Raw genomic sequence first — 22,934 nt, forward strand, 5'->3', positions numbered from 1 at the left:
GGCTCGATCAGGCGCTGGCCAATGCCCGCCGTTGCGGCATCTTGATACCGTAACGCTGCAGCCAGTCTCTCCAGCGAATCCGCTCGTCACGTACCAGCCAGCCATCCTGCTCGGCGAAACTTTCCGACAGCCACACGCCGCGGGTGCTGGCAGCCTGCAGCTCGCCCTTGCGCAGGGTGAACAGGCCGCCACTGGGCACACCCTGATGCAGCGCCAGCAGGTAGATATCCGGCCGGCGCCGTTCCAGTCGCGCCACCAGCTGGCCATCTTCCAGATGCTCATCGACATGAAACAGGCTCAGCTGACGGGCATCGCGCGGCAGCTCCAGGCTCATGTCGTAGACCAGTTGCAGGGACGCAGTCGGCAGATGCACGTAGGCCCGTGGCCGCTCCAACAGCGTCAGGTTGCCGCACTGCACCGGCCGCGCCGCGCCAGACAGCGGACTAAGACGAAAATGACTGGCCTCGCGATAACGCAGCGCGCCCTGATAGGGCGTCGGCAACCAGGTATCGCCGAAGCGGCCGCTCAACCAGCCATCGGCGCTTTCCAGCAGACACTCCTCGGCCACTTCCTGAATGGCCGTGAGCAGCGGCAGGTTGAGTTCATGCGCCGGCACGTAACCGGAAATCAGCTTGAGCACGGTGTCGCCGCGATCAGGACGGCGCTGGCGCACCAGCAACCAGTAATCACGCCCATGCAGGCGCAAGGTCAGGCGCACCGAGACGCCGAGGTTGGCCAGCTCCACGGAAAAACGCGAACTGTCCGCCACCTCGATCAGGCGGCGCCGTTCGAGCATCTGCTGGAAATTCAGCGGCTGTCCCAGGCTCTGGTAGCTCAGCCCGTCCGGGCCGGCCTCGACGAACAGCGGCAGGGTCTTGAAGTTACTCGGGTCCTTGCGGATCAGCGTACGCGGCATCTCGACTCCTCGTTCCGTCTGGGCATGAGCCGGCTCGTCGGCCAGTGCTCACGCGAGGCTCAGGTTGAAGCGAAAACCGTTCAAGGCTGCCGCAAGCGAGCCACCCGATACAACCCAAGGCTGTAAGAAGAGATGACCGCGGCGTCAGCCAAGCCCCTGCAGCACAGCGGCCACGGTCGCCACATTGGCCGCCAGGTGCGCGGGCGTGATGGTGCCGACAATGGCGCTGCTGACACCTGGATGGGCGAAGATCAGCTCGAAGCTGGCCCTCACCGGGTCGACACCCTCGGCCAGACAGGCATGCCCGCTGGCCAGAGCCTTCTTGATCAGAATGCCCTTGGCGTGACTGGCAGCGTAGTCCAAAACCGGTTTTTCGCCCTGCTCGCTCAGGTTGTAAGTGACCATGGCGCAATCCCCCTGCTGCAGTGCCAGCAACCCGCCCTCGACGGTCTTGCCGGAAATGCCGTAGGCGAGAATCTTGCCTTCGCGCTTGAGCTCAGCCAGCGTCTCGTAGACGCCGGTATCCCGCAGCACCGCCAGGTCATTGCCGTCGGAATGCACCAGCAGCAGGTCTATGCGGTCCGTCTCCAGACGCTTGAGGCTGCGCTCCACGGACAGACGCGTATGAGCTGGCGAGAAATCGAAACGGGACTGCCCCTGTTCGAACTCCTCGCCGGTCTTGCTGACGATCACCCACTCGTCACGCTGGCCACGCAGCAGCGGGCCGAGGCGCTGCTCGCTGATACCGTAGGCCGGCGCCGTATCAATCAGGTTGATACCCAGTTCGCGTGCCTGTTTCAGCAGAGCGCGGGCCTGGGCATCGTCGGGAATGGTAAAGCCGTTGGGGTACTTCACGCCCTGGTCACGGCCCAGCTTGACCGTACCCAGGCCCAGCGGCGAAACCCGCAGACCAGTGGAACCCAGCGGGCGATGCAGATCGTGCAAGGTGGTCATGGCAGCAACGCCTCCCATACCGGCTGGCCCAACGGTGGGCGCGGCAGTTCGGGCAATGGTGCATGCGTGCCGGGGCGCAGGTTGTCGCGCTGAAACGTGGTCAGCACGCGGGCAGCGAAGTCCGGTGCCAGAGCCAGCTTGGTTGGCCAGCCCACCAGCAAACGCTTCTGTTCGGCGAGAAAGGCGTTGTCCGGACGCACCAGCCCCGACTGGGCGGGCTCGGCGCGATCCACGCGCAATGTGGCCCAGCGGGTCTGGCTCTGATCGACCCAGGGCAGCAGTGCCGCCATTTCCTTCTGCGCGGCCTGGATCTGCGCAGCTTCGTCGCGCGCAACACCATCGGCCTCCGCCAGATCGCCGCCCAGATACCAGACCCATTGGCCATCTGCCGCAGGATGAGTGGTCACCGTCACCCGCGGCTTGGGCCCGCCGCCGAGGCAATGGGCATACAGCGGTTTGAGCGCCGGCCCCTTGGCCAGCACCATGTGCAGCGGACGCAGTTGCTGCGCAGGTTCCCCGACACCCATCGCGGCGAGCAGCCCGGCATTGCCGGCGCCGGCACTGAGCACCACGCGTTGCGCACGAATCTCGCGACCATCGACGATCAGGCCAACCAGCTCACCATCTTCACGCAACGGCTCGATACGTTCGCCAGCCAGCAAGCCGTCGCCGGCCAGTTCGGCCAGGCGCGCGATCAGGCTCGGGACGTCCAGCACCAGTTCGGCCAGGCGATAGACCTTGCCCTTGAACTTCGGATGCTGCAGCGCCGGCGGCAACTGATCGCCCTTGACCTGATCGACCCGACCGCGCACCGCCTTGCTGGCGAAGAAGCTGGTGAGGTTGCCGGCCAGAGTGCCGGGGGACCACAGATAATGGGCATCGGAGAGAATGCGCACGCCGGACAGGTTCAACTCGCCAGCACCTGCCAGCGCCTCGCGCCAGCGTCGCGGCATGTCGGCGATGGCCTCGGATGCGCCGGTCAGCGCACCGTGCAGGGCGTACTTGGCGCCGCCGTGAATGATGCCCTGCGACTTCAGGCTCTGCCCGCCCCCCAGACTGCCGCGCTCCACCAACACGGTGGCGAAGCCCTGCTGGCGCAGGCGAGCATTGAGCCAGAGGCCGGCGACACCACCGCCGACGATCAGGACATCGGTGCTGAAAGACTGGGACATGAACGAGCCTCGGCGAAAAACAGGCGCGCAGTATAACCCGTCAGCCAACGCCCCCGAGGTCGATCAGTGCCCGGTCGATTGCGAGAACAGCTGAATCACCACCACGCCGCTGACGATCAGCCCCATGCCCAGCATGGCCGGCAGATCGAGCTTCTGCTGATAGAGAAACAGCGCCGCAACGCTGACCAGCACGATCCCCAGCCCGGCCCAGATGGCGTAGGCGATGCCCACCGGAATGGTGCGGACCACCAGCGTCAGCATCCAGAAGGCGATGCCGTAGCCGCCGACCACCAGCAGCAGCGGCAGAGGCTTGTTGAAGCCGTCGATAGCCTTCATTGAGGTGGTGGCGACCACTTCGGCCGCAATGGCGATGGCGAGATAGAGGTATCCGGGCATGAGAGCGACTCCTGAGCAATGGCCGCCATTCTAGGATCGCCCACGATGGGATAAAGTCATTACCTATCTACTCACAAGATAGGTCACCATGAACTGGAATCTCGATCAGCTGCAACTGTTCGTTCGTACCGCCGAGAGCCGCTCCTTCTCTGCAGCAGCCCGGCAAACCGGACGCGCGCAGTCGGCCGTCAGTACCGCGATCGCTTTGCTGGAGAGCGATCTCGGCGTGACCCTTTTCGAGCGCAGCAGCGGACGTCAGCCGCAACTGACCGAAGCCGGCAAAGCCCTGCTGGAGCAGGCGCGCAGCGTGCTGCAGCAATGCGAACGCCTCGACGGCCGCGCGCTGGGGCTGGCCCGAGGCGAAGAAGCGCGCCTGCGCCTGGCACAGGACGAAGCCATGCCCTACCAACCGGTGCTGGCCAGCCTGGAAGCGCTGGCCGATGCCTTCCCCTTGCTGGAAGTGCAGCTTTCCAGCGGCGCTCAGGGCGACGTGGCGCGCAAGCTGCTGCAGCACCAGGCCGACCTGGGCCTGCTGTTTCATCACGAACAGATGCCACGGGAGCTGGAGAGCCAGCGCCTGGGCATGATCGAGATGGTCACCGTGTGCAGCCCGAACCATCCGCTGGCTGCACTTGGCAGCGTGGAGCGGCGGGATCTGGCCGAGCATCGCCAGTTGCTGATGACTCCGCAGGACAGCCACTACCCTGGCGGCGAACAGATCAGTCCGCTGGTGTGGCGCGCCGACAGCTTTTACGTAATGGCCGAACTGGTGATACGCGGCGTGGGCTGGGCCTGGCTGCCGCGTCATGTGGCGCAATATCCGACTTACCAGGGCCACCTTCAGGAGCTGCGCAGCGACTGGGCGCCGCTGCCTCTGGTGGTGGAGCTGGTTACCCGGCGCGACGGTGCGCTCGGCCCGGCGGCCAGCTGGCTGGCCGACTGCCTGACGCGTGAACTGCTGCATCCGCAGGCATGAACGCGCTTCCCGAGGATGGCGGGCGACGATAAGCTGCGCGCCCATGAACAGACTCATCTACACCCTGCTGCTGCACCTGGCCCTGCCCCTGATCGCCCTGCGCCTGGCGCTGCGCGCACGCAAGGCGCCGGCCTATGCACGGCGCATTAACGAACGTTTCTCCTTCGGCCTGCCGGCGATGAAACCCGGCGGCATCTGGGTGCACGCGGTATCGGTAGGTGAAAGCATCGCCGCCGCACCGATGATTCGCGCGTTGCAGGCGCGCTACCCGGAACTGCCGATCACCGTGACCTGCATGACCCCGACCGGCTCCGAGCGCATCCAGGCGCTGTTCGGCGATAGCGTGCAGCACTGCTACCTGCCCTACGACATGCCCTGGGCCGCCGCGCGCTTTCTCGATCACACCCAGCCGCGCCTGGCCGTGGTGATGGAAACCGAGCTGTGGCCGAACCATATCCACCAGTGCGCCAAACGCGGCGTTCCCGTCGCCCTGGCCAATGCGCGCCTGTCCGAACGCTCGGCGCGCGGCTATGCACGCTTTGCCAGGCTCACCGCACCGATGCTCGCCGAACTGTCGCTGATCGCCGTGCAGACCCAGGCCGAGGCGCAACGCTTTCTCGACCTGGGCGCACGCCCTGGCTGCGTGGAAGTGACCGGCTCGATCAAGTTCGACCTGAAGATCGATGCCGAACTGCCGCAGCGTGCGGCCGGACTACGTCACCAGTGGCAGGCCGAGCAGCGCCCGGTGTGGATTGCCGCCAGCACCCATGCGGGCGAAGACGAAATCATCCTCGCCGCCCATCGCCTGTTGCTGGCGACGCGGGCGGACGCGCTGCTGATCCTGGTGCCACGCCACCCCGAACGCTTCAATTCGGTCCATGAACTTTGCCTCAGCGAAGGACTGACCACACGCCGCCGCTCCAAGGGCGAAGCCGTGCAAGCCGGTGACCAGGTACTGCTGGGCGATACCATGGGCGAGCTGCTTTTTCTCTATGCGCTGGCGGATATCGCCTTCGTCGGCGGCAGTCTGGTGGCCAACGGCGGGCACAACCTGCTGGAACCCGCTGCGCTGGGTAAGCCGGTGCTGAGCGGCCCGCACCTGTTCAACTTCCTGGAAATCGCCGCGCAACTGCGCAAGGCCGGTGCCCTGAGTGAAGTGGAAAATGCCGAACAGCTGGCAGCCAGGGTCGACATGCTGCTGGAACAACCTGGCGAGATGCAGCGCATGAGCCAGGCCGGTCTTGCCGTGCTCAAGGCCAACCAGGGCGCACTGGAGCGGCTGCTGGAGGGTTTGCGCCGCCTGATGTAGCCGAATACGGTGCTCCCGAAGAGGGACAACGCTGCAAACAAAAAGCCCGACTTGCGTCGGGCTCTTTGTTTGGCGAAGGATTCAGAAATCCTGATTGTTCTTCAGGCGCTCTTCGGCGGCAGAGGCCAGGTCCGGCGGCAGGAAGTCCTTGTCCGGGTTGTAGTCCGGCTTGAGGAAGCTGCCCAACGCTTCCAGGTCGGCCGGGCTGAGGGTGCCGGCGGCCTGCTTCAGGCGCAGGTTGTTGAGGATGTAGTCGTAGCGCGCATCGTTGTAGTTGCGTACGGCGCTGTACAGCTGTCGCTGGGCATCGAGCACGTCGACGATGTTGCGGGTACCGACCTGATAACCGATCTCGGTGGCTTCCAGGGCACTCTGGTTGGAGATGATCGACTGGCGACGCGCCTGCACGGTTTCCACGTCGGTGTTCACCGCGCGGAACAGGTTGCGGGTGTTCTGCACCACCTGGCGGCGCAGGCTTTCCCGCAGTTGCTCGGTCTGGCCGAGGCGCTGGTAGGCCTCGCGCACCTGCGAGCTGGTCAGGCCGCCGCTGTACAGCGGGATATTCAGCTGCAGGCCGATGCTGCGCTGCGAGACGTCACCGCTGTAACCCGGCAAACCATTGTTGTTGGTGAAGCCCAGGCTGTCGTTATCGCCCTTCTGATAGCTGGCAACCGCATCCAGGGTCGGGGCATGACCGGCCTTGCGCTGGCGCAGGTTTTCCTCGGCAGCGTTTACCGCGTACAGGCTGGCCTGCAGATTGAGGTTCTGCGCGGCGGCAGTATCGACCCAGGATTTGGCATCGTTCGGCGTCGGCGCCAGCACCGGCAGGGTATGGACGATGCCTTCGACCGCCACGTAATCGCGATTGGTCAGGGCCACCAGGGCTTCGAAGGCATCATCCACCGCACGCTCGGCAAGCAGGCGGTTGGCACGGGCGGTGTCGAAACCGGCCTGGGCCTCGAGCACATCGGTCTTGTCGGACAGACCGACATCGAAGCGCTCGTTGGCCTGGTCCAGCTGACGCTTGAAGGCCGCTTCTTCGGCCTTGGTCGAGGCCAGGTTGTCCTGGGCACGCAGCACGGCAAAGTAGGTTTCGGCGCTCTGCAGAATCAGGTTCTGTTCGGTGGCCGACAGCTCCAGAGCAGCCTGTTCACTGGTGGCCTCGGCGGCCTGCAACTGGAACCAGCGGTCGGCACGGAACAGCGGCTGGCTGAGGTTGGCCTGATAGACCAGACCACTGCGCGAGACGGTCACGCTGGGCGAATCCACTTCAGTACGCGTATCACCGTAGGTAGCACCGGCAGACAGGTTGGGCAGCAGGCCGGCACGTGCCTGCGGCACCACTTCACGGCGCGCCTGATAATCGGCGCGCGCGGCGGCGATATCGGCGTTGTTTCTCGCGGCTTCCTGATACACGGTGACCAGATCGGTCTTGCTCGACAGCGGGGCCTCTTCGGCCTGAACCAGGCCCACCGAAGCGGCGGCCACGGCGATTGCCAGGGAAAGTCTGCGCAACATGATGGATGTCGATCCTTGAATAGGCGGTAATCGGCAAGGCTACGGGGCGCCACAGGCGAGGGTCAAGCGCGCCATGACCAGCATCAGTCTAGCTGGCGGCAAGCTATGTTGCCCGTTTGCAACAATTCAATAGCGACAGCCGCAACAGTCGCTTTCCGACGCACGGGTCGGAATTTATTGACCGCCGGGTTGGTTTTCTCCCACGAGCTTGTTTAGACTGCCCGGGTTCTTGTCGGGGTGCCCCAAATGCGGGGCTGAGATTGGCAGCTGCCGGATCCCGTTGAACCTGATCAGGTTAAGGCCTGCGTAGGGAACAAGATGTCCTCGCCCAATCCGGCGAGTCCTCTCGGCACCGCCCTTGGTGTCTCTCGCGCCCTTCGTCCGCTCAGGTTCCAACTCCGACATCTATCCCGGAGAGAGCCTTGATGAGCGCACAACAACAAAAGAATCTGAGTGAATCGGCCCAGGTCGACCAGCAGTCGGTACAACCCTTCCCCCGTTCGCAGAAAGTCTACGTACAGGGTTCGCGTCCGGATATTCGTGTGCCGATGCGCGAGATCAGCCTGGACGTCACCCCCACCGATTTCGGCGGCGAGATCAACGCCCCGGTCACCGTCTACGACACCTCGGGCCCCTACACTGATCCGAACGTGACCATCGACGTGCGCAAGGGCCTGGCTGATGTACGCAGCGCCTGGATCGAGGATCGCGGCGATACCGAAAAGCTGCCGGGCCTTTCCTCCGAATTCGGCCAGCGCCGCCTGAATGACGCCGAGCTATCGGCCATGCGCTTCGCCCACGTGCGCAACCCGCGCCGGGCCAAGGCCGGCCACAACGTCAGCCAGATGCACTACGCCAAAAAGGGCATCATCACGCCCGAGATGGAGTTCGTCGCCATCCGCGAGAACATGAAGCTGGCCGAGGCACGCGAAGCCGGTCTGCTCAACGAGCAGCATGCCGGCCACAGCTTCGGCGCCAGCATTCCCAAGGAAATCACTCCCGAGTTCGTGCGCAGCGAAGTCGCCCGTGGCCGCGCCATCATCCCGGCCAACATCAACCACGTGGAGCTGGAGCCGATGATTATCGGCCGCAACTTCCTGGTGAAGATCAACGGCAATATCGGCAACTCGGCACTGGGCTCCTCGATCGAGGAAGAAGTGGCCAAGCTGACCTGGGGCATCCGCTGGGGTTCGGACACGGTGATGGACCTGTCCACCGGCAAGCACATTCACGAAACCCGCGAGTGGATCATCCGCAACTCGCCGGTACCGATCGGTACCGTACCGATCTATCAGGCGCTGGAGAAGGTCGGCGGCATCGCCGAAGACCTGACCTGGGAGCTGTTCCGCGATACCCTGATCGAACAGGCCGAACAGGGCGTGGACTACTTCACCATTCACGCCGGCGTACTGTTGCGTTATGTACCGCTGACCGCCAAGCGTGTCACCGGCATCGTCAGCCGCGGCGGCTCGATCATGGCCAAGTGGTGCCTGGCGCATCACAAGGAGAACTTCCTCTACACCCATTTTGAAGACATCTGCGAAATCATGAAGGCCTACGACGTCAGCTTCTCGCTGGGCGACGGCCTGCGTCCGGGCTCGATTGCCGACGCCAACGACGCCGCGCAGTTCGGTGAACTGGAAACCCTTGGTGAGCTGACCAAGATTGCCTGGAAGCACGACGTGCAGTGCATGATCGAAGGCCCGGGCCATGTGCCGATGCAGCTGATCAAGGAGAACATGGACAAGCAGCTGGAATGCTGCGACGAGGCGCCCTTCTACACCCTCGGCCCACTGACCACCGATATCGCCCCGGGTTACGACCACATCACCAGCGGCATCGGTGCGGCGATGATCGGCTGGTTCGGCTGCGCCATGCTCTGCTACGTCACCCCCAAGGAACACCTGGGCCTGCCGAACAGGGATGACGTCAAGACCGGCATCATCACCTACAAGATCGCTGCCCACGCCGCCGATCTGGCCAAGGGCCATCCGGGCGCGCAGATCCGGGACAACGCACTGTCCAAGGCGCGCTTCGAATTCCGCTGGGAGGACCAGTTCAACCTCGGCCTGGACCCGGACACCGCGCGCGCCTTCCACGACGAGACCCTGCCCAAGGACTCGGCCAAGGTGGCGCACTTCTGCTCCATGTGCGGGCCGAAGTTCTGCTCGATGAAGATCACCCAGGAAGTGCGCGAGTACGCCAAGGATCAGCGCATCGATGCCGTTGACCTGGATGCCGAACAGGGCATGCAGGCCAAGGCCGAGGAGTTCAAGGCGCAGGGCAGCCAGCTCTATCAACGGGTGTAGCAGCCCGTCAGCGAAGCTTGATCTGGCAGCACTATGCTCGCTAGTGTGATGTGTAACGGGCCGCAGTTCAGACCGTGTGAAAACGTAGCGAGCGAAGGTCAGGCAAGACAAAAAACGACGAGAAAGCGCAGTTTACGAGCTGTAAATGAGCATTTTGAGCCGTTTTTTAACGCCGCTTGGCCGAGCGCAGTAGTTTTCACACAGTCTGAGTTTGGCCCGTTACGACCATCTGGGGAATGCAATGAACAAAGACGACATCGACATCATCGAGCGCGAGAACTGCTTTCGCGGCTTCTACCGACTCGACCGGATCAAGCTGCGCCATCGCCAGTTCGCCGGCAACATGGGCCCGCAGCTGACCCGTGAGCTGTTCGTGCGTCACGATGCCGTCTGCGTGCTGCCTTACGATCCGCAACGCGACGAGGTGGTGCTGATCGAGCAGTTCCGTGTTGGCGCCATGGACAAGAGCGCCAATCCCTGGCTGCTGGAACTGGTTGCCGGCCTGATCGACAAGGAAGAGGAGCCCGAGGAAGTCGCGCGTCGCGAGGCCATCGAGGAAGCCGATCTGACCCTGACGTCGCTGTGGCCGATCACCCAGTACTACCCTTCGCCTGGCGGTTCGGACGAGCGCGTGCATCTGTTCGTCGGGCGCTGCAGCAGTGAAGGCGCCGGTGGCGTGCACGGCCTGCCTGAGGAGGGCGAGGACATCCGCGTGCAGGTGATGGCGCTGGAAGATGCTCTGGCCGCGGTACGCGACGGACGCATCGACAACGCAGCGAGCATCATCGCCCTGCAGTGGCTGGCGCTGAACCGCGATGAAGTCCGGGGAATGTGGTCGTGAATCTGCTGCGCGAGCGCTACCGGGTCGACCTGGTAGAGCTGCAGACGGCTTGCGAAGCCAATTACGCACGCCTGATGCGTCTGCTTCCGCACATGCGCGAACGTACGGAAAGCCGCCGGGTCGCCCTGAGCCAGGGCGAGCACCTGCTCGGCGTGCTGGCTCTGGAAGTTCTGGAGAGCTGCCCTTACACCACCACCCTGTGCGTGCGCCAGGAACACAGCCTGCCCTGGCTGCCGGTACCGCAGCTGCAGGTGCGGGTCTATCACGATGCGCGTATGGCCGAGGTGGTCAGTGCAGAAAATGAGCGGCGCCTGCATACCCGCTACCCCTACCCCAACGCGGCGATGCATCAACCGGACGAGAAGAGCCAGCTCAATCTGTTCCTCGGCGAATGGTTGAGCCACTGCCTGGCCTGTGGGCACGAGCCACAGCCAGTGATGTAACACGGCCGCGCCATCAAGCTTTTCGTCACCTGGCCGATAGCGCGGCACGATCTGCCGTCACGGCAGACGCAACGAGGTTATTACAAGGGATGGCAAAAAACGCTTCTGGCGTTTTTTCTGTGATCTGCGTCCGCTTCCCGGGTTTTCCCTTTACTGCGGCAACCACCATAATTCACTCGATAGAGCCCAAGGAGACGGTCTTGCCGAGCCTGCCCACCCTACCCTCTGATTCCTCGCTGCTGCTGGTGCAGTTGTCCGACAGCCATCTGTTCGCCGAAGCGGACGGCAAGCTGCTGGGCATGGACACCTGTGACAGCCTGCAACGAGTGATCCAGCAGGTACTGGAGGAGCAGCCGCAGATCGACCTGATCCTGGCCACCGGCGATCTTTCCCAGGACGGCAGCGAGGCCTCCTACCAGCGCTTTCATCAACTCACCACCGCCATCGGCGCACCGACTCGCTGGCTGGCCGGCAACCATGATGAAGCGCAGCCGATGCAGGCGGCATGCAAGGGCAGCGAGCTGCTGGAGCCGGTGATCGACCTCGGTGCCTGGCGTATCGTCATGCTCGACTCCTCGATTCCCGGCGCGGTACCGGGCTTTCTCGCCAAAGACCAACTGGAACTGCTCGAGCGCACCCTCGGCGAAGCACCGCAGCGCCATCATCTGATCTGCCTTCACCACCATCCGGTGTCGATCGGCTGCAAGTGGATGGAGCCCATCGGCTTGCGCAACTCAGATGCCCTGTTCGCCATCCTCGACCGTCACCCGCAGGCCCGGGCAGTGCTCTGGGGGCATGTTCACCAGGAATTCGACCAGATGCGCGGCAATCTGCGTCTGCTCGCCTCCCCCTCGACCTGCGTACAGTTCGCGCCTGGCAGCGAGGAATTCCAGGTCGGCAGCGAAGCCCCGGGTTATCGCTGGCTGCGCCTGCATGCCGACGGCAGACTGAACACCGGCGTATCACGCGTCACCGGCATCCATTTCGAAGTGGATTACAGCGTCAAGGGTTACTGACATACCCCCAATCAGCTTGAAGCTTGCAGCTTGAGGCCCCGGACGAGTAGCCTCCCGCTCCATGACTGTATCCATCCTCTATATACACGGCCTGAACAGCTCGCCAGCCTCGCTCAAAGCCAGCCAGTTGCGCCGCGCCATGGCTCATCTTGGCCTGGAAAACCAGTTGCGCGTGCCCGCCCTGCATCATCACCCGCGCCAGGCCATGGCCCAGTTGCAGGCGCTGGTCGCCGAGCTGGGCAATCCCGTTCTGGTCGGCAGCTCGCTGGGCGGCTACTACGCCACCTGTCTGGCCGAGCGGCATGGACTCAAGGCATTGCTGATCAACCCCGCCGTGCAGCCGCACCTGCGCTTCGACGGCTACCTCGGCCCGCAGAAGAACTACTACAGCGACGAGACCTGGGAGCTTACCGAGGATCACGTCAGCGCCCTGGCCGAACTTGAAGTGACGCCGCCGAGCGACCCTCTGCGCTACCAGGTGTGGCTGCAGACCGGTGACGAAACCCTCGACTACCGCGACGCCGAGCGCTTCTACCGCGCCTGCGCGCTGCGCATCCAGGCCGGCGGTGACCATGGTTTCCAGGGTTTCGCCGAGCACCTGCCGATGCTCTTCGCTTTTGCCGGTATTAACGCCACACTCTGGCGTGATACCGACTTTTCCGTACTCATTTGATGAACAAGAGACCCTATGGCCCAGCAGAACGCCTATAACGCAGACGCCATCGAAGTCCTTTCCGGCCTCGACCCGGTGCGCAAGCGCCCGGGCATGTACACCGACACCACGCGCCCCAACCACCTGGCCCAGGAAGTGATCGACAACAGCGTCGACGAGGCCCTGGCTGGGCACGCCAAATCGATCCAGGTGATTCTCCACGAGGACAACTCGCTGGAGGTCATCGACGACGGCCGCGGCATGCCGGTGGACATCCACCCGGAAGAAGGCGTGCCGGGGGTCGAGCTGATCCTCACCAAGCTGCACGCCGGGGGCAAGTTCAGCAACAAGAACTACCAGTTCTCCGGCGGCCTGCATGGCGTCGGCATCAGCGTGGTCAACGCCCTGTCGACCCGCGTGGTGGTCACCGTCAAGCGTGACGGCAACGAGTACCAGATGAGCTTCGCCGATGGTTTCAAGGCCAGCGAGCTGGAAGTGATCGGCACGGTCGGCAAGCGCAACACCGGCACCAGCGTGCACTTCTGGCCGGACGCCAAGTATTTCGACTCGTTCAAGTTCTCCGTCAGCCGCCTCAAGCATGTGCTCAAGGCCAAGGCCGTGCTGTGCCCGGGCCTGTCCGTCACCTTCGAGGACAAGGCCGCCGGCGAGAAGGTCGAGTGGCATTACGAGGACGGCCTGCGCTCCTACCTGGTCGATGCGGTCAGCGAGTTCGAGCGTCTGCCCGCCGAACCCTTCTGCGGCGCCCTGGCCGGCAGCAAGGAAGCCGTGGACTGGGCGCTGCTGTGGCTGCCCGAAGGCGGCGACGCGGTTCAGGAAAGCTACGTCAACCTGATCCCCACCGCGCAGGGCGGTACCCACGTCAACGGCCTGCGCCAGGGCCTGCTCGACGCCATGCGCGAGTTCTGCGAGTTCCGCAACCTGCTGCCGCGCGGTGTCAAGCTGGCCCCCGAAGACGTCTGGGAGCGCATCGCCTTCGTCCTCTCGATGAAGATGCAGGATGCGCAGTTCTCCGGGCAGACCAAGGAGCGCCTGTCCTCGCGCGAGGCAGCCGCCTTCGTTTCCGGCGTGGTCAAGGACGCCTTCAGCCTGTGGCTCAACGCCAACCCGGAAACCGGCCTGGCATTGGCCGAACTGGCCATCAGCAACGCCGGCCGCCGCCTCAAGGCGGGCAAGAAGGTCGAACGCAAGAAGATCACCCAGGGCCCGGCGCTGCCAGGCAAGCTGGCCGACTGCGCAGGGCAGAACCCGCTGCGCTGCGAGCTGTTCCTGGTCGAGGGTGACTCCGCCGGCGGCAGCGCCAAGCAGGCGCGCGACAAGGAATTCCAGGCCATCATGCCGCTGCGCGGCAAGATCCTGAACACCTGGGAAGTCGACGGCAGCGAAGTGCTGGCCTCGCAGGAAGTGCACGACATCGCCGTGGCCATCGGCATCGATCCGGGCTCCAACGATCTTTCCGGGCTGCGCTACGGCAAGATCTGCATCCTCGCCGACGCCGACTCCGACGGCCTGCACATCGCCACCCTGCTCTGCGCCCTGTTCGTGCGCCATTTCCGCACGCTGGTCGATGCCGGCCATGTCTATGTAGCCATGCCGCCGCTGTACCGTATCGACCTGGGCAAGGAGATTTTCTATGCCCTGGACGACGCCGAGCGCGATGGCATCCTCGACCGCCTGGTGGCCGAAAAACGCCGCGGCAAGCCGCAAGTCACCCGCTTCAAGGGCCTCGGCGAGATGAACCCGCCACAACTGCGCGAAACCACCATGGATCCGAACACCCGGCGCCTGGTGCAGCTGACCCTCGACGACTTCGAGGGCACCCGCGAAGTGATGGACATGCTGCTGGCGAAAAAACGCGCCAGTGACCGCAAGAACTGGCTGGAAACCAAGGGCAACCTGGCCGAGGTCCTGGCCTGATGCGTAATCATCTCCTTGCACTCGGTCTGTTGGCCGGCGTCGCGAACGCCGAGCCAGTGGTGCTGGAAGAATTGCAATTGCAGGCCGAGTACCCGGTGACGGAGATGCCCAGCGGCAACCTGTCCGGCCTGGCGCTGTGCGGCGAGACCATGTGGGCTGTATCCGACCGCGACGACGACCGCCTCTACCAGTTGCACCGCGAAGACGGCCTGCTGCGCGCCGAGGCGGAAACCTTCGTCGCCCCCGAGCCGCCAGAGAGCGCGCTACCCTGGGGCCTGCGCATGCGCAATTGGGCGGCCGGACTGGTACGCGGCGGCAAGCTCGACTTCGAAGGCCTGTCATGTGACGCGCAGGGCAACCGCTACCTGATCAGCGAGACTCGTGCCGCCGTGCTGCAGGTGAACAGCAACGGCAGCGCCCAGTGGCTCGGTCTGCCAGGCGGCCTGGTGCGCCAGGCCCGCGCCAGCGGCATGCTGCTGCACTTCAACCAGGGTTTCGAAGGCATCGCCATCGACCCCGCCGGGGAGCGCCTGTGGCTGGCCGCCGAACAGCGCCGCCGCGGCCTTACCGTGCTGCATCGGCGCGGCAGCAGCTGGCGCTGCACCGGTGGCTGCGTGCTGACCAGCGAAAGCGGCGATGAAGCCTCACCGCAAGCGCTCGGCGGTCATCCGGCGCCACGCGACTTCTCCGGCCTGACCTATTTCGAGGAGAAACTCTTCACGCTGGAGCGTCAGGCCCATCGCATCTGCCGCCGCGCTCTGGGTGACGGCGTCGCGGAGCTCTGCTGGTCGTTCGCCGCCGAGGCCCTGAGCGAGCCGCGTCGCTATTCAGCGAATTACGGCATGGCCGAAGCGCTGTGGATCGACAAGGATGGTGCCTGGGTCGGTGTCGACAATGGCAGTCAGATCCGCGCCGATGGCGAAGAGCGCCCCATCGTCTGGCGCTTCGCCGCACCCAAGGGCGGCTGGAGCCGTCGCCCGTGAGTGAGCAGGCGCCCGGCTATCGTGCCGGACGGGTGATGTGGGTGCTCGCCTGGGGCGCCGGCCTGCTGCTGGCCACGCATTTCTTCGGCAACTGGGAAGACGCACAGCGCAACCCCAACCGGACGCCGGAGTCGCGCCACGGAGAGGGGTTCGTCGAAGTCAGCCTTGCCAGCAGCCGTCAGGGCCACTATCTGGTCAACGGGCAGATCGACGGCCACGACGTGACCTTCATGCTCGACACCGGCGCCACTCAGGTGGCGATTCCCAGCGAAGTGGCCGAACGCCTCGGCCTGCAACGCGGCGCGCCGATCACCATCAGCACCGCCAACGGCCGCGCCACAGGGCATCGCACGCGCCTGGAAAGCCTGCGCCTGGGCGATATCGAACTGCATGACGTGGCCGCGTTGATCGCCCCCGGCATGGCCGGTGATGAGGTGCTGCTGGGCATGAGCGCTTTGAAACAACTCGAATTCAGTCAGAAGGGCGGCACCCTGGTGCTGCGCCAATCAACCTTGCAATGAGGCCCGCATGAGCGAATCCCTCGATTTGAGCCTGGAAGGCGTTGAACGCCGGTCACTCGCCGACTTCACCGAGCAGGCTTATCTCAACTACTCCATGTACGTAATCATGGACCGCGCCCTGCCGCACATCGGCGACGGCCTGAAACCCGTGCAGCGCCGCATCGTCTATGCCATGAGCGAATTGGGTCTGGACGCCGACTCCAAGCACAAGAAGTCGGCGCGGACCGTCGGTGACGTGCTCGGCAAGTTCCACCCGCACGGTGACAGCGCTTGCTACGAAGCCATGGTGCTGATGGCGCAGCCGTTCAGCTACCGCTATACGCTGGTCGACGGCCAGGGCAACTGGGGCGCGCCGGACGATCCCAAATCCTTCGCTGCCATGCGCTACACCGAGGCGCGCCTGTCGCGTTACTCGGAAGTGCTGCTCTCCGAGCTCGGCCAAGGCACGGTCGACTGGGTGCCGAACTTCGACGGCACCATGAACGAGCCGGCGACCCTGCCGGCGCGCCTGCCCAACCTGCTGCTCAACGGCACCACCGGCATCGCCGTGGGCATGGCCACCGACGTGCCACCGCACAACCTGCGCGAGGTCGCCGCAGCCTGCGTGCGTCTGCTGGATGAGCCGAGCGCAACGGTCGAGCAGCTCTGCGAGCATATCCAGGGCCCTGACTTCCCCACCGAAGCCGAAGTCATCACACCCAAGGCCGACCTGCTGAAGATTTACGAAACCGGCCGCGGCTCGGTGCGCATGCGCGCCGTCTACAGTGTCGAGGACGGTGACATCGTCGTCACCGCCCTGCCGCATCAGGTCTCCGGGTCCAAGGTGCTGGAGCAGATCGCGGCACAGATGCAGGCCAAGAAGCTGCCGATGGTCGCTGACCTGCGTGATGAGTCGGACCACGAGAACCCGTGCCGCATCGTCATCATCCCGCGCTCCAACCGCGTCGATGCCGATGAACTGATGACCCACCTGTTCGCCACCACCGATCTGGAGTCCAGCTACCGGGTCAACACCAACGTCATCGGCCTCGATGGTAAGCCGCAGGTCAAGGATCTGCGCACCCTGCTCAGCGAATGGCTGGTGTACCGCGTCGGCACCGTGCGCCGCCGCCTGCAGTTCCGCCTGGACAAGGTGGAAAAGCGCCTGCACCTGTTGGAAGGTTTGTTGATTGCCTTCCTCAACCTCGACGAGGTGATCCGCATCATCCGCACCGAGGATTCGCCCAAGCCGGTGCTGATGGAAACCTTCGGTCTCACCGATGTGCAGGCTGATTACATTCTCGACACCCGCCTGCGCCAACTGGCCCGCCTGGAAGAAATGAAGATCCGTGGCGAGCAGGACGAGCTGGCCAAGGAGCGCGAAAAGCTGCTGGCTCTGCTCGGCAGCGAAGCCAAGTTGAAGAAGCTGGTACGCAAGGAGATCATCGGGGACGCCGAAAAGTACGGCGATGACCGCCGCTCGCCGATCGTCGCCCGCGCCGAAGCCAAGGCCCTGTCGGAAACCGAGCTGATGCCGACCGAACCGGTCACCGTGGTGCTCTCGGAAAAAGGCTGGGTGCGCTGCGCCAAGGGTCATGACATCGACGCCACCGGTCTGTCCTACAAGGCCGGCGACGGCTTCAAGGCGGCCGCACCGGGCCGTTCGAACCAGTACGCGGTGTTTATCGACTCGACAGGCAGGAGCTATTCGCTCGCCGCACACAGCCTGCCGTCGGCGCGCGGCCAGGGTGAACCGCTGACCGGTCGTCTGACACCACCACCGGGGGCAACCTTCGAATGCGTGATGCTGCCGGAGGACAGCGCGCTGTACGTCATCGCCTCCGACGCCGGCTACGGCTTCGTGGTCAAGGGCGAGGATCTGCAGGCCAAGAACAAGGCAGGCAAGGCGCTGCTGACCCTACCCAACGGCGCCAAAGTGGTCGCCCCCAAGCCCGTCAGCAATCTGGAAGACGGCTGGCTGGCCGCGGTGACCACCGAAGGCCGCCTGCTGCTGTTCAAGGTCACCGATCTGCCGCAACTGGGCAAAGGCAAGGGCAACAAGATCATCGGCATTCCGGGTGAGCGAGTGGCGTCACGCGAGGAGTATTTGACCGATCTGGCCGTGCTGCCCAGCGGCGCCAGTTTGGTTTTGCAGGCCGGGAAGCGTACCCTGACACTCAAAGCCGACGATCTCGAGCACTACAAGGGCGAGCGCGGCCGACGTGGCAACAAGCTGCCGCGCGGCTTCCAGCGTGTCGACCAGCTTCTGGTGGAATAGCGTCGACCACACGCCCCGTTCAACCGGAACATCCGCGCTACCGGCAAGCGGCCAAGGCTGGAGTCGTAGCGCGGTTTGACGGATGATACGCGCCCCGGGTCATCCATGACCCCGCATGATATGAGATCGATGCGCAGCTGCCCCAAGGCGGCTGCCTGGAACTGATGATGACTGTAGTACGCTCTACGGCCCTGTTTCTGACCGCGCTGCTCGCACTGAGCGGTTGCAGCCTGCTGCAGCAGAAGCCGGTATCTCTTTACCAACTCGACAGCGGCGATGCCGTGACCCCGAATCAGGACAACGGCGTGACCGTGCTGGTCGGCCCGATCAGCGTAGCCGACTACCTGCGCCAGCAGCACCTGCTGCAGCGCCAGGCCGATGGCAGCCTGGTTGCCGCACGGGACGCTCGCTGGGCCAGCGGCCTGGCCGACGATATCGACCAGCAGATGCTGCGCCAGCTGGCCTGGCGCCTGGACAGCCAGCGCCTGGCACTGGCTCCGGCCGCCCCCGGTTTCAGCGCCGATGCACAGGTCATGCTGACCATCACCCGCCTGGACTCCGGCCCGCTTCAGCCCGCTGTGCTCGAGGCCCAGTGGCGCCTGCTCGACCGTCGTGGACAGTTGCGCGACAGCCGCCTGATTCGCCTGGAGCAAGCACACGGAGGCCCGCTGGCCGAGCAGGTCAAGGCCCAGAGCATTCTGCTGCAGCGCCTGGCTGCCGAGATGGCAGCGGCCATCCAGCCTGTCGCCGCCGTTGAACCGGAGCCCGAACCGACGCGCAAGAAGGCTCCGGTAGCCAGCAGCAAAAAGCAGGAGCCCGCCACTGCCGGCCCGAAGATTCCGGTGGCAGAGCCGATCAAGATCGATACGGAAGTATTCCGGTTTTAAGCAAAAAGCCCGCAAAAGCGGGCTTTTTGCTTAACAGATGCCGTTGAGGCTCGACATGTCCCCGGCAAAGCCTCGCCGGATTCAATCCGGCGCTGCGCACAGACTTGGCTGCCGGCCCCGGCAATCGGTCAAGACAGATTCGCGGCCATGGGCCGGTGATACCGAGCCCGGCACAAACGAGCCGTTACTTGCTGCGAATCTTCTCGACGATCGCAGTGGTGGAGCTGTTCTCCACCAGGCCAAGTACCCGCACTTCACCGCCATAGGCCTGGACGATATCGGCACCGACCACCTGATCGATGCCATAGTCACCACCCTTGACCAGCACGTCGGGTTGCACCTGCTTGAGCAGACGCTCGGGCGTGTCTTCGCTGAAGCTCACCACCCAGTCCACCGCTCCAAGACCGGCTAGCACCGCCATACGGCGGTCGACAGCATTGATCGGGCGGCCCGGACCTTTGAGACGACTGACCGAGGCGTCGTCATTGATCGCCACGATCAGGCGATCGCCCTGGGCACGGGCCTGCTCCAGATAGGTCACGTGACCGGCATGGAGGATGTCGAAGCAACCGTTGGTAAAGACGATCTTCTCACCATGGGCGCGGGCATCCTCGATGGCGAGCAGCAATTGATCCAGACTCAGCACGCCACGCTCGGAGCCTTCCTCGCGCTGTACCGCGCGGCGCAGCTCCGGCGCGCTGATGGCCGCCGTGCCCAGCTTGCCGACCACGATACCGGCAGCCAGGTTGGCCAGAGCTACGGCATTGGGCAGCTCTTCACCTGCCGCGATGGAAGCGGCCAAGGTGGAAATCACCGTATCCCCGGCCCCCGTAACATCGAACACCTCACGGGCGCGGGCCGGCAGGTGCAGCGGAGCATGCTCGGGACGCAACAGGGTCATGCCGTGCTCCCCACGGGTGACCAGCAACGCGCCCAGCTCAAGCTCGCGCATCAGCCTGGCACCCTTACTGACCAGCTCGGCTTCATCAGCGCAGCCACCGACGATGGTCTCGAACTCGTGCAGATTCGGCGTGATCAGACTGGCGCCGCGATAGATGGAGAAATCCTTGCCTTTCGGGTCGGCCAGCACGGGGATGCCCTTCCTGCGCGCTACCTGGATCAGGGCTTGGTGATTCTGCAGCGCACCCTTGCCGTAGTCCGACAGCACCAGCACCATAACCCCGGCGAGCAGCGCATCGACATCGCGCTCCAGCGCAGCGGTATCGGTATTGAAGGGTTCCTCGAAATCCATACGCAGCAGCTGCTGATGGCGGCTCATTACGCGCAGCTTGACGATGGTCGGCTGGCCATCAAGACGCTGGAAGTGAGTTTCCACACCGGCACCACGCAGGCTGTCGCTGAGGCTTTCGGCGGCTTCGTCTTCACCAGTGACCCCCACCAGCAGGGCGCGGGAACCAAGCGCCGCGATATTCAGCGCCACGTTGGCGGCACCGCCCGGGCGGTCCTCGATCTGATCGACACGCACCACGGGGACGGGGGCTTCCGGGGAAATCCGCGAGGTGCCGCCATGCCAGTAGCGATCAAGCATCACGTCGCCCACCACCAGAACGGCAGCTTGGTCATAGCGGGGCATGGTCAGTTTCATGGTGACTCCGGGCCGTCGAAAACGCCGCGAATGATAACACAGGCTATATTGCGACTTTCTCAAGCGCCCGGAGCATGGATGACAACATTAATGAACTGCGGCCGACGCCAACGCGTGATTATTGGGGGAATTTCGCACGCTTGAATTTTAGTAAGAAGCCCATCGAGGTCGAATAGCGGCAGCGGAAGCACTTTCAAATAAGCCTGAGAAAGTCGTTCTAGCAGGTGCGCTTTTCCCTCTGCCTTAATGCGCGAAAGGAACTTTTGTACGTCTGCCTCGGCTAGCTGTGGAGTCAACTCGGTGGCCCTTTCAAAATCGATGACATGAACATCCTCAGCGACAAGAAAGTTATAGAGATTGCAGTCGCCATGGGCAACGCCCTGGGCATGCAGCGCGGCAATCATCTCCATCGAGCGCAACGCGCCTCTCTCAAAGCGCTGGTCTGCCAGCAAAGCCAACGGTATACCCGCAATTTCGCTCATCACCAGAAAGGTTTCTACTCGTTTCCCGGTGCGCCGTTCCATAAACAGCCAAGGTTGTGGCGCCGCAAATCCTCTTGTTTCAAGACTTTGCAGCCAGTGCAGTTCGTTAAGCATTGACCGGCGTAACTTACTGCGTCCTACCGAGTGCCAAAAGCGCAGCGGAGCTCTGTAGCGCTTGACGAAAAAACGCTCACCGTTCACTTCGAAACCTGAAACTGACCGCCCCTCGGCGAAGTCCTCCAGGCAATGGTGCAACGCCAAAAACGATTGGATGGCATGCCCCTTGTCGTTCCGACGGACACCACGAAAGCCCTGCCATACGAACTGCTCCAGCACCTTTACTACTCCTTTAAGGCGTCTTACTTATCAATGTTCCGATTAATCGGTCGCACCCAAAACAGCTCGTGCCGGCGTACCGCCTTGCGGAAGAACTCATCCTCACCGGTTGCAGGCCAGCGGCGCCCCACCAGCGCCCGCTGGATCAACCGACGCCAGCGCCTTTTCAGCGGTAGCGGGCCCTGCAGGTCGTGCTGCAGCCCCAGCGCCATGGCTTTGTCCAGTTGCTGCTGGGCATCCAGCGAGGGACTCCACAGGCGATCGGCCGGCAATGGCGTAATGGCCGGAGGCAGGGCGATGCCATTGCCTGCAGGGCCCATCGGCCAACGGTCGTTGTCATGCAGATGGTTGGCATATAGCAGCAGGGTCTGCGCCTGCCAGGCGGCACGCTCGCAAGCTTCGAGCAAAGCCCGCGTGCTGGCGACATGATCGTGATGCGGGTCGAGTTGCGGGTGCGGCGTCAGCACCACCTCGGGGCGGTAGTGGTCGATGACGGCAGCCAGATCGGCAATCAGGTTGTTCCAGCTCGGCAGCCCATCAGCGTCGGCAGGCAGACGTATCGGATTGTGATTACGCACGCTGCGCACATCATTTTCACCGGACTCGCGTGAACCGAACGGCTGCTGCGGACGCTCAGCCATGAGCGGCAGTTGCAGACAGTAATAGCCAAGCTGTACGCAATGGGTCTGCGGTACCCCCCCCCAAAGCGGAGCAGCGAGACTGTCCCAGGCGCGCAAACGTCCCTTGAGGCGCGCTGCAGCGTCTTTTTCCAGACCCAATCGCTGATAGTTCTCCGCCTCGATCTCGCCCTGGGTCAGGGTAACGATGGCAACCTCGGCCGCCCGACTGTAAAGGCCGAAAGCTGCCAGCTCGGCGTCGTCAGCATGTGGCGCGACGATCAACAGACGCTGCCCCGCGTAATCCGGGTTACGCATGGCATGCAGACGCAGCTCACCGTCGATGCGGCAGAATCGCGGCCTGACGGCCAGGCCGTCAGCCGGCAGCCCGGAAAGATTGAGGTATCGTCGGCCGGCAACACCCCGCTCGAAATCCTGGCGGTCACCACCCAACAGCACATGGGGATCCAGCAATCGCCCGAGCCATGTAGCCTTGAGCCGCAGTTCTAGAATCAGCGTGTCATAGCCGTCCACTTGCGCTTCGACCTGCAGCACTCCCTGTTCGATACGCGCTGGTACGCTCAGACAATCTGCGGGGAATTCATGCTGGTAATCGTCCCGAGGTGAATAGAAAAGGTGGTCGGCAAACCAGGCTTCATGCACCACCCAGCCCAACACCAGTAGCAGAAGCGGCAGCCACCAAGCGATGAGCACGCCGACCGCCAGCAGGGTCAGCAGGGCCAGCAACAAGGCCATGCGCTTGTTACGCCGATGCTGCTTGAGCAGTTGCTGCTTGCGTCCGTTCATC

Annotated in this window: 20 protein-coding genes and 1 riboswitch; of the genes, 12 read left to right on the forward strand and 8 right to left on the reverse strand. The window is 63.9% G+C overall.

The window, feature by feature from the left end; translation table 11 throughout:
* Positions 1–7: 7 nt before the first annotated feature.
* The 4 genes from OEG79_RS18235 to OEG79_RS18250 all read right to left on the reverse strand — a co-directional run bounded on the left by OEG79_RS18235 (position 8) and on the right by OEG79_RS18250 (position 3,438).
* Positions 8–916, reverse strand: coding sequence for a metal ABC transporter ATPase (locus tag OEG79_RS18235; RefSeq protein ID WP_264146349.1), 909 nt, complete (start codon positions 914–916; stop codon positions 8–10).
* A gap of 144 nt (positions 917–1,060) precedes the next feature.
* Entirely contained in the window at positions 1,061–1,870 is an 810-nt protein-coding gene (locus OEG79_RS18240; protein ID WP_264146350.1) for an aldo/keto reductase, read from the reverse strand.
* Positions 1,867–3,042, reverse strand: coding sequence for an NAD(P)/FAD-dependent oxidoreductase (locus OEG79_RS18245; RefSeq protein ID WP_264146351.1), 1,176 nt, complete (start codon positions 3,040–3,042; stop codon positions 1,867–1,869). Before OEG79_RS18245 ends, OEG79_RS18240 begins: the two co-directional genes overlap by 4 nt.
* A gap of 63 nt (positions 3,043–3,105) precedes the next feature.
* Complete coding sequence (locus tag OEG79_RS18250) at positions 3,106–3,438, reverse strand: DMT family transporter (RefSeq protein WP_264146352.1); 333 nt, start codon at positions 3,436–3,438, stop codon at positions 3,106–3,108.
* Positions 3,439–3,526: 88 nt separating this feature from the next.
* On the opposite strand from OEG79_RS18250, the gene OEG79_RS18255 reads away from it, so the two are divergent.
* Positions 3,527–4,414, forward strand: a complete 888-nt coding sequence (locus OEG79_RS18255; RefSeq protein WP_264146353.1) for a LysR family transcriptional regulator — start codon at positions 3,527–3,529, stop codon at positions 4,412–4,414.
* 43 nt (positions 4,415–4,457) lie between these two features.
* On the forward strand, positions 4,458–5,723 hold the full coding sequence (gene waaA / locus OEG79_RS18260) for a lipid IV(A) 3-deoxy-D-manno-octulosonic acid transferase (RefSeq protein ID WP_264146354.1): 1,266 nt from the start codon (positions 4,458–4,460) through the stop codon (positions 5,721–5,723).
* A gap of 81 nt (positions 5,724–5,804) precedes the next feature.
* On the opposite strand, the gene OEG79_RS18265 is transcribed toward waaA, so the two are convergent.
* Entirely contained in the window at positions 5,805–7,241 is a 1,437-nt protein-coding gene (locus OEG79_RS18265; RefSeq protein ID WP_264146355.1) for a TolC family outer membrane protein, read from the reverse strand.
* A gap of 223 nt (positions 7,242–7,464) precedes the next feature.
* Positions 7,465–7,571: riboswitch (TPP riboswitch) on the forward strand.
* Between the two features lie 95 nt (positions 7,572–7,666).
* On the opposite strand from OEG79_RS18265, the gene thiC reads away from it, so the two are divergent.
* The 10 genes from thiC to OEG79_RS18315 all read left to right on the forward strand — a co-directional run bounded on the left by thiC (position 7,667) and on the right by OEG79_RS18315 (position 19,085).
* Entirely contained in the window at positions 7,667–9,550 is a 1,884-nt protein-coding gene (thiC, locus tag OEG79_RS18270) for a phosphomethylpyrimidine synthase ThiC (RefSeq protein ID WP_264146356.1), read from the forward strand.
* 241 nt (positions 9,551–9,791) lie between these two features.
* Positions 9,792–10,391 (forward strand): NUDIX domain-containing protein, encoded by a 600-nt coding sequence (locus OEG79_RS18275; protein ID WP_264146357.1) that lies wholly within the window; start codon positions 9,792–9,794, stop codon positions 10,389–10,391.
* Complete coding sequence (locus OEG79_RS18280; RefSeq protein WP_264146358.1) at positions 10,382–10,834, forward strand: DUF1249 domain-containing protein; 453 nt, start codon at positions 10,382–10,384, stop codon at positions 10,832–10,834. Before OEG79_RS18275 ends, OEG79_RS18280 begins: the two co-directional genes overlap by 10 nt.
* 200 nt (positions 10,835–11,034) lie before the next feature.
* Complete coding sequence (gene cpdA, locus OEG79_RS18285) at positions 11,035–11,850, forward strand: 3',5'-cyclic-AMP phosphodiesterase (RefSeq protein ID WP_264146359.1); 816 nt, start codon at positions 11,035–11,037, stop codon at positions 11,848–11,850.
* Positions 11,851–11,911: 61 nt separating this feature from the next.
* The gene (locus tag OEG79_RS18290; protein ID WP_264146360.1) at positions 11,912–12,523 is read left to right on the forward strand and encodes a YqiA/YcfP family alpha/beta fold hydrolase; all 612 of its coding nucleotides are present in this window, start codon (positions 11,912–11,914) and stop codon (positions 12,521–12,523) included.
* Between the two features lie 15 nt (positions 12,524–12,538).
* A complete protein-coding gene (gene parE / locus OEG79_RS18295; protein WP_264146361.1) occupies positions 12,539–14,437 on the forward strand; it encodes a DNA topoisomerase IV subunit B in 1,899 nt (632 codons plus the stop codon).
* Positions 14,437–15,420: an esterase-like activity of phytase family protein gene (locus OEG79_RS18300; RefSeq protein ID WP_264146362.1), complete on the forward strand. Its 984-nt coding sequence runs from the start codon at positions 14,437–14,439 to the stop codon at positions 15,418–15,420. The genes parE and OEG79_RS18300 overlap by 1 nt, the downstream gene beginning before the upstream one ends.
* Entirely contained in the window at positions 15,417–15,941 is a 525-nt protein-coding gene (locus OEG79_RS18305) for a TIGR02281 family clan AA aspartic protease (RefSeq protein ID WP_264146363.1), read from the forward strand. Before OEG79_RS18300 ends, OEG79_RS18305 begins: the two co-directional genes overlap by 4 nt.
* 7 nt (positions 15,942–15,948) lie before the next feature.
* Positions 15,949–18,198, forward strand: coding sequence for a DNA topoisomerase IV subunit A (gene parC, locus OEG79_RS18310; RefSeq protein ID WP_264146364.1), 2,250 nt, complete (start codon positions 15,949–15,951; stop codon positions 18,196–18,198).
* A gap of 164 nt (positions 18,199–18,362) precedes the next feature.
* Entirely contained in the window at positions 18,363–19,085 is a 723-nt protein-coding gene (locus tag OEG79_RS18315; RefSeq protein ID WP_264146365.1) for a membrane integrity-associated transporter subunit PqiC, read from the forward strand.
* A 184-nt stretch (positions 19,086–19,269) separates the two neighbouring features.
* Here OEG79_RS18315 and hldE read toward each other — a convergent pair whose 3' ends face one another.
* The 3 genes from hldE to OEG79_RS18330 are packed head-to-tail and all read right to left on the reverse strand — an operon-like array spanning position 19,270 to position 22,933.
* The gene (gene hldE, locus OEG79_RS18320) at positions 19,270–20,691 is read right to left on the reverse strand and encodes a bifunctional D-glycero-beta-D-manno-heptose-7-phosphate kinase/D-glycero-beta-D-manno-heptose 1-phosphate adenylyltransferase HldE (RefSeq protein WP_264146366.1); all 1,422 of its coding nucleotides are present in this window, start codon (positions 20,689–20,691) and stop codon (positions 19,270–19,272) included.
* A 59-nt stretch (positions 20,692–20,750) separates the two neighbouring features.
* Positions 20,751–21,509 carry a lipopolysaccharide kinase InaA family protein gene (locus OEG79_RS18325; protein ID WP_264146367.1) on the reverse strand — a complete coding sequence of 253 codons (759 nt, stop codon included), beginning with the start codon at positions 21,507–21,509 and terminating at the stop codon, positions 20,751–20,753.
* 23 nt (positions 21,510–21,532) lie between these two features.
* Positions 21,533–22,933 (reverse strand): PIG-L deacetylase family protein, encoded by a 1,401-nt coding sequence (locus OEG79_RS18330; protein ID WP_264146368.1) that lies wholly within the window; start codon positions 22,931–22,933, stop codon positions 21,533–21,535.
* Between the last annotated feature and the right edge of the window lies 1 nt (position 22,934).

This window comes from Pseudomonas sp. Z8(2022), from assembly GCF_025837155.1.
Lineage (GTDB): Bacteria > Pseudomonadota > Gammaproteobacteria > Pseudomonadales > Pseudomonadaceae > Aquipseudomonas.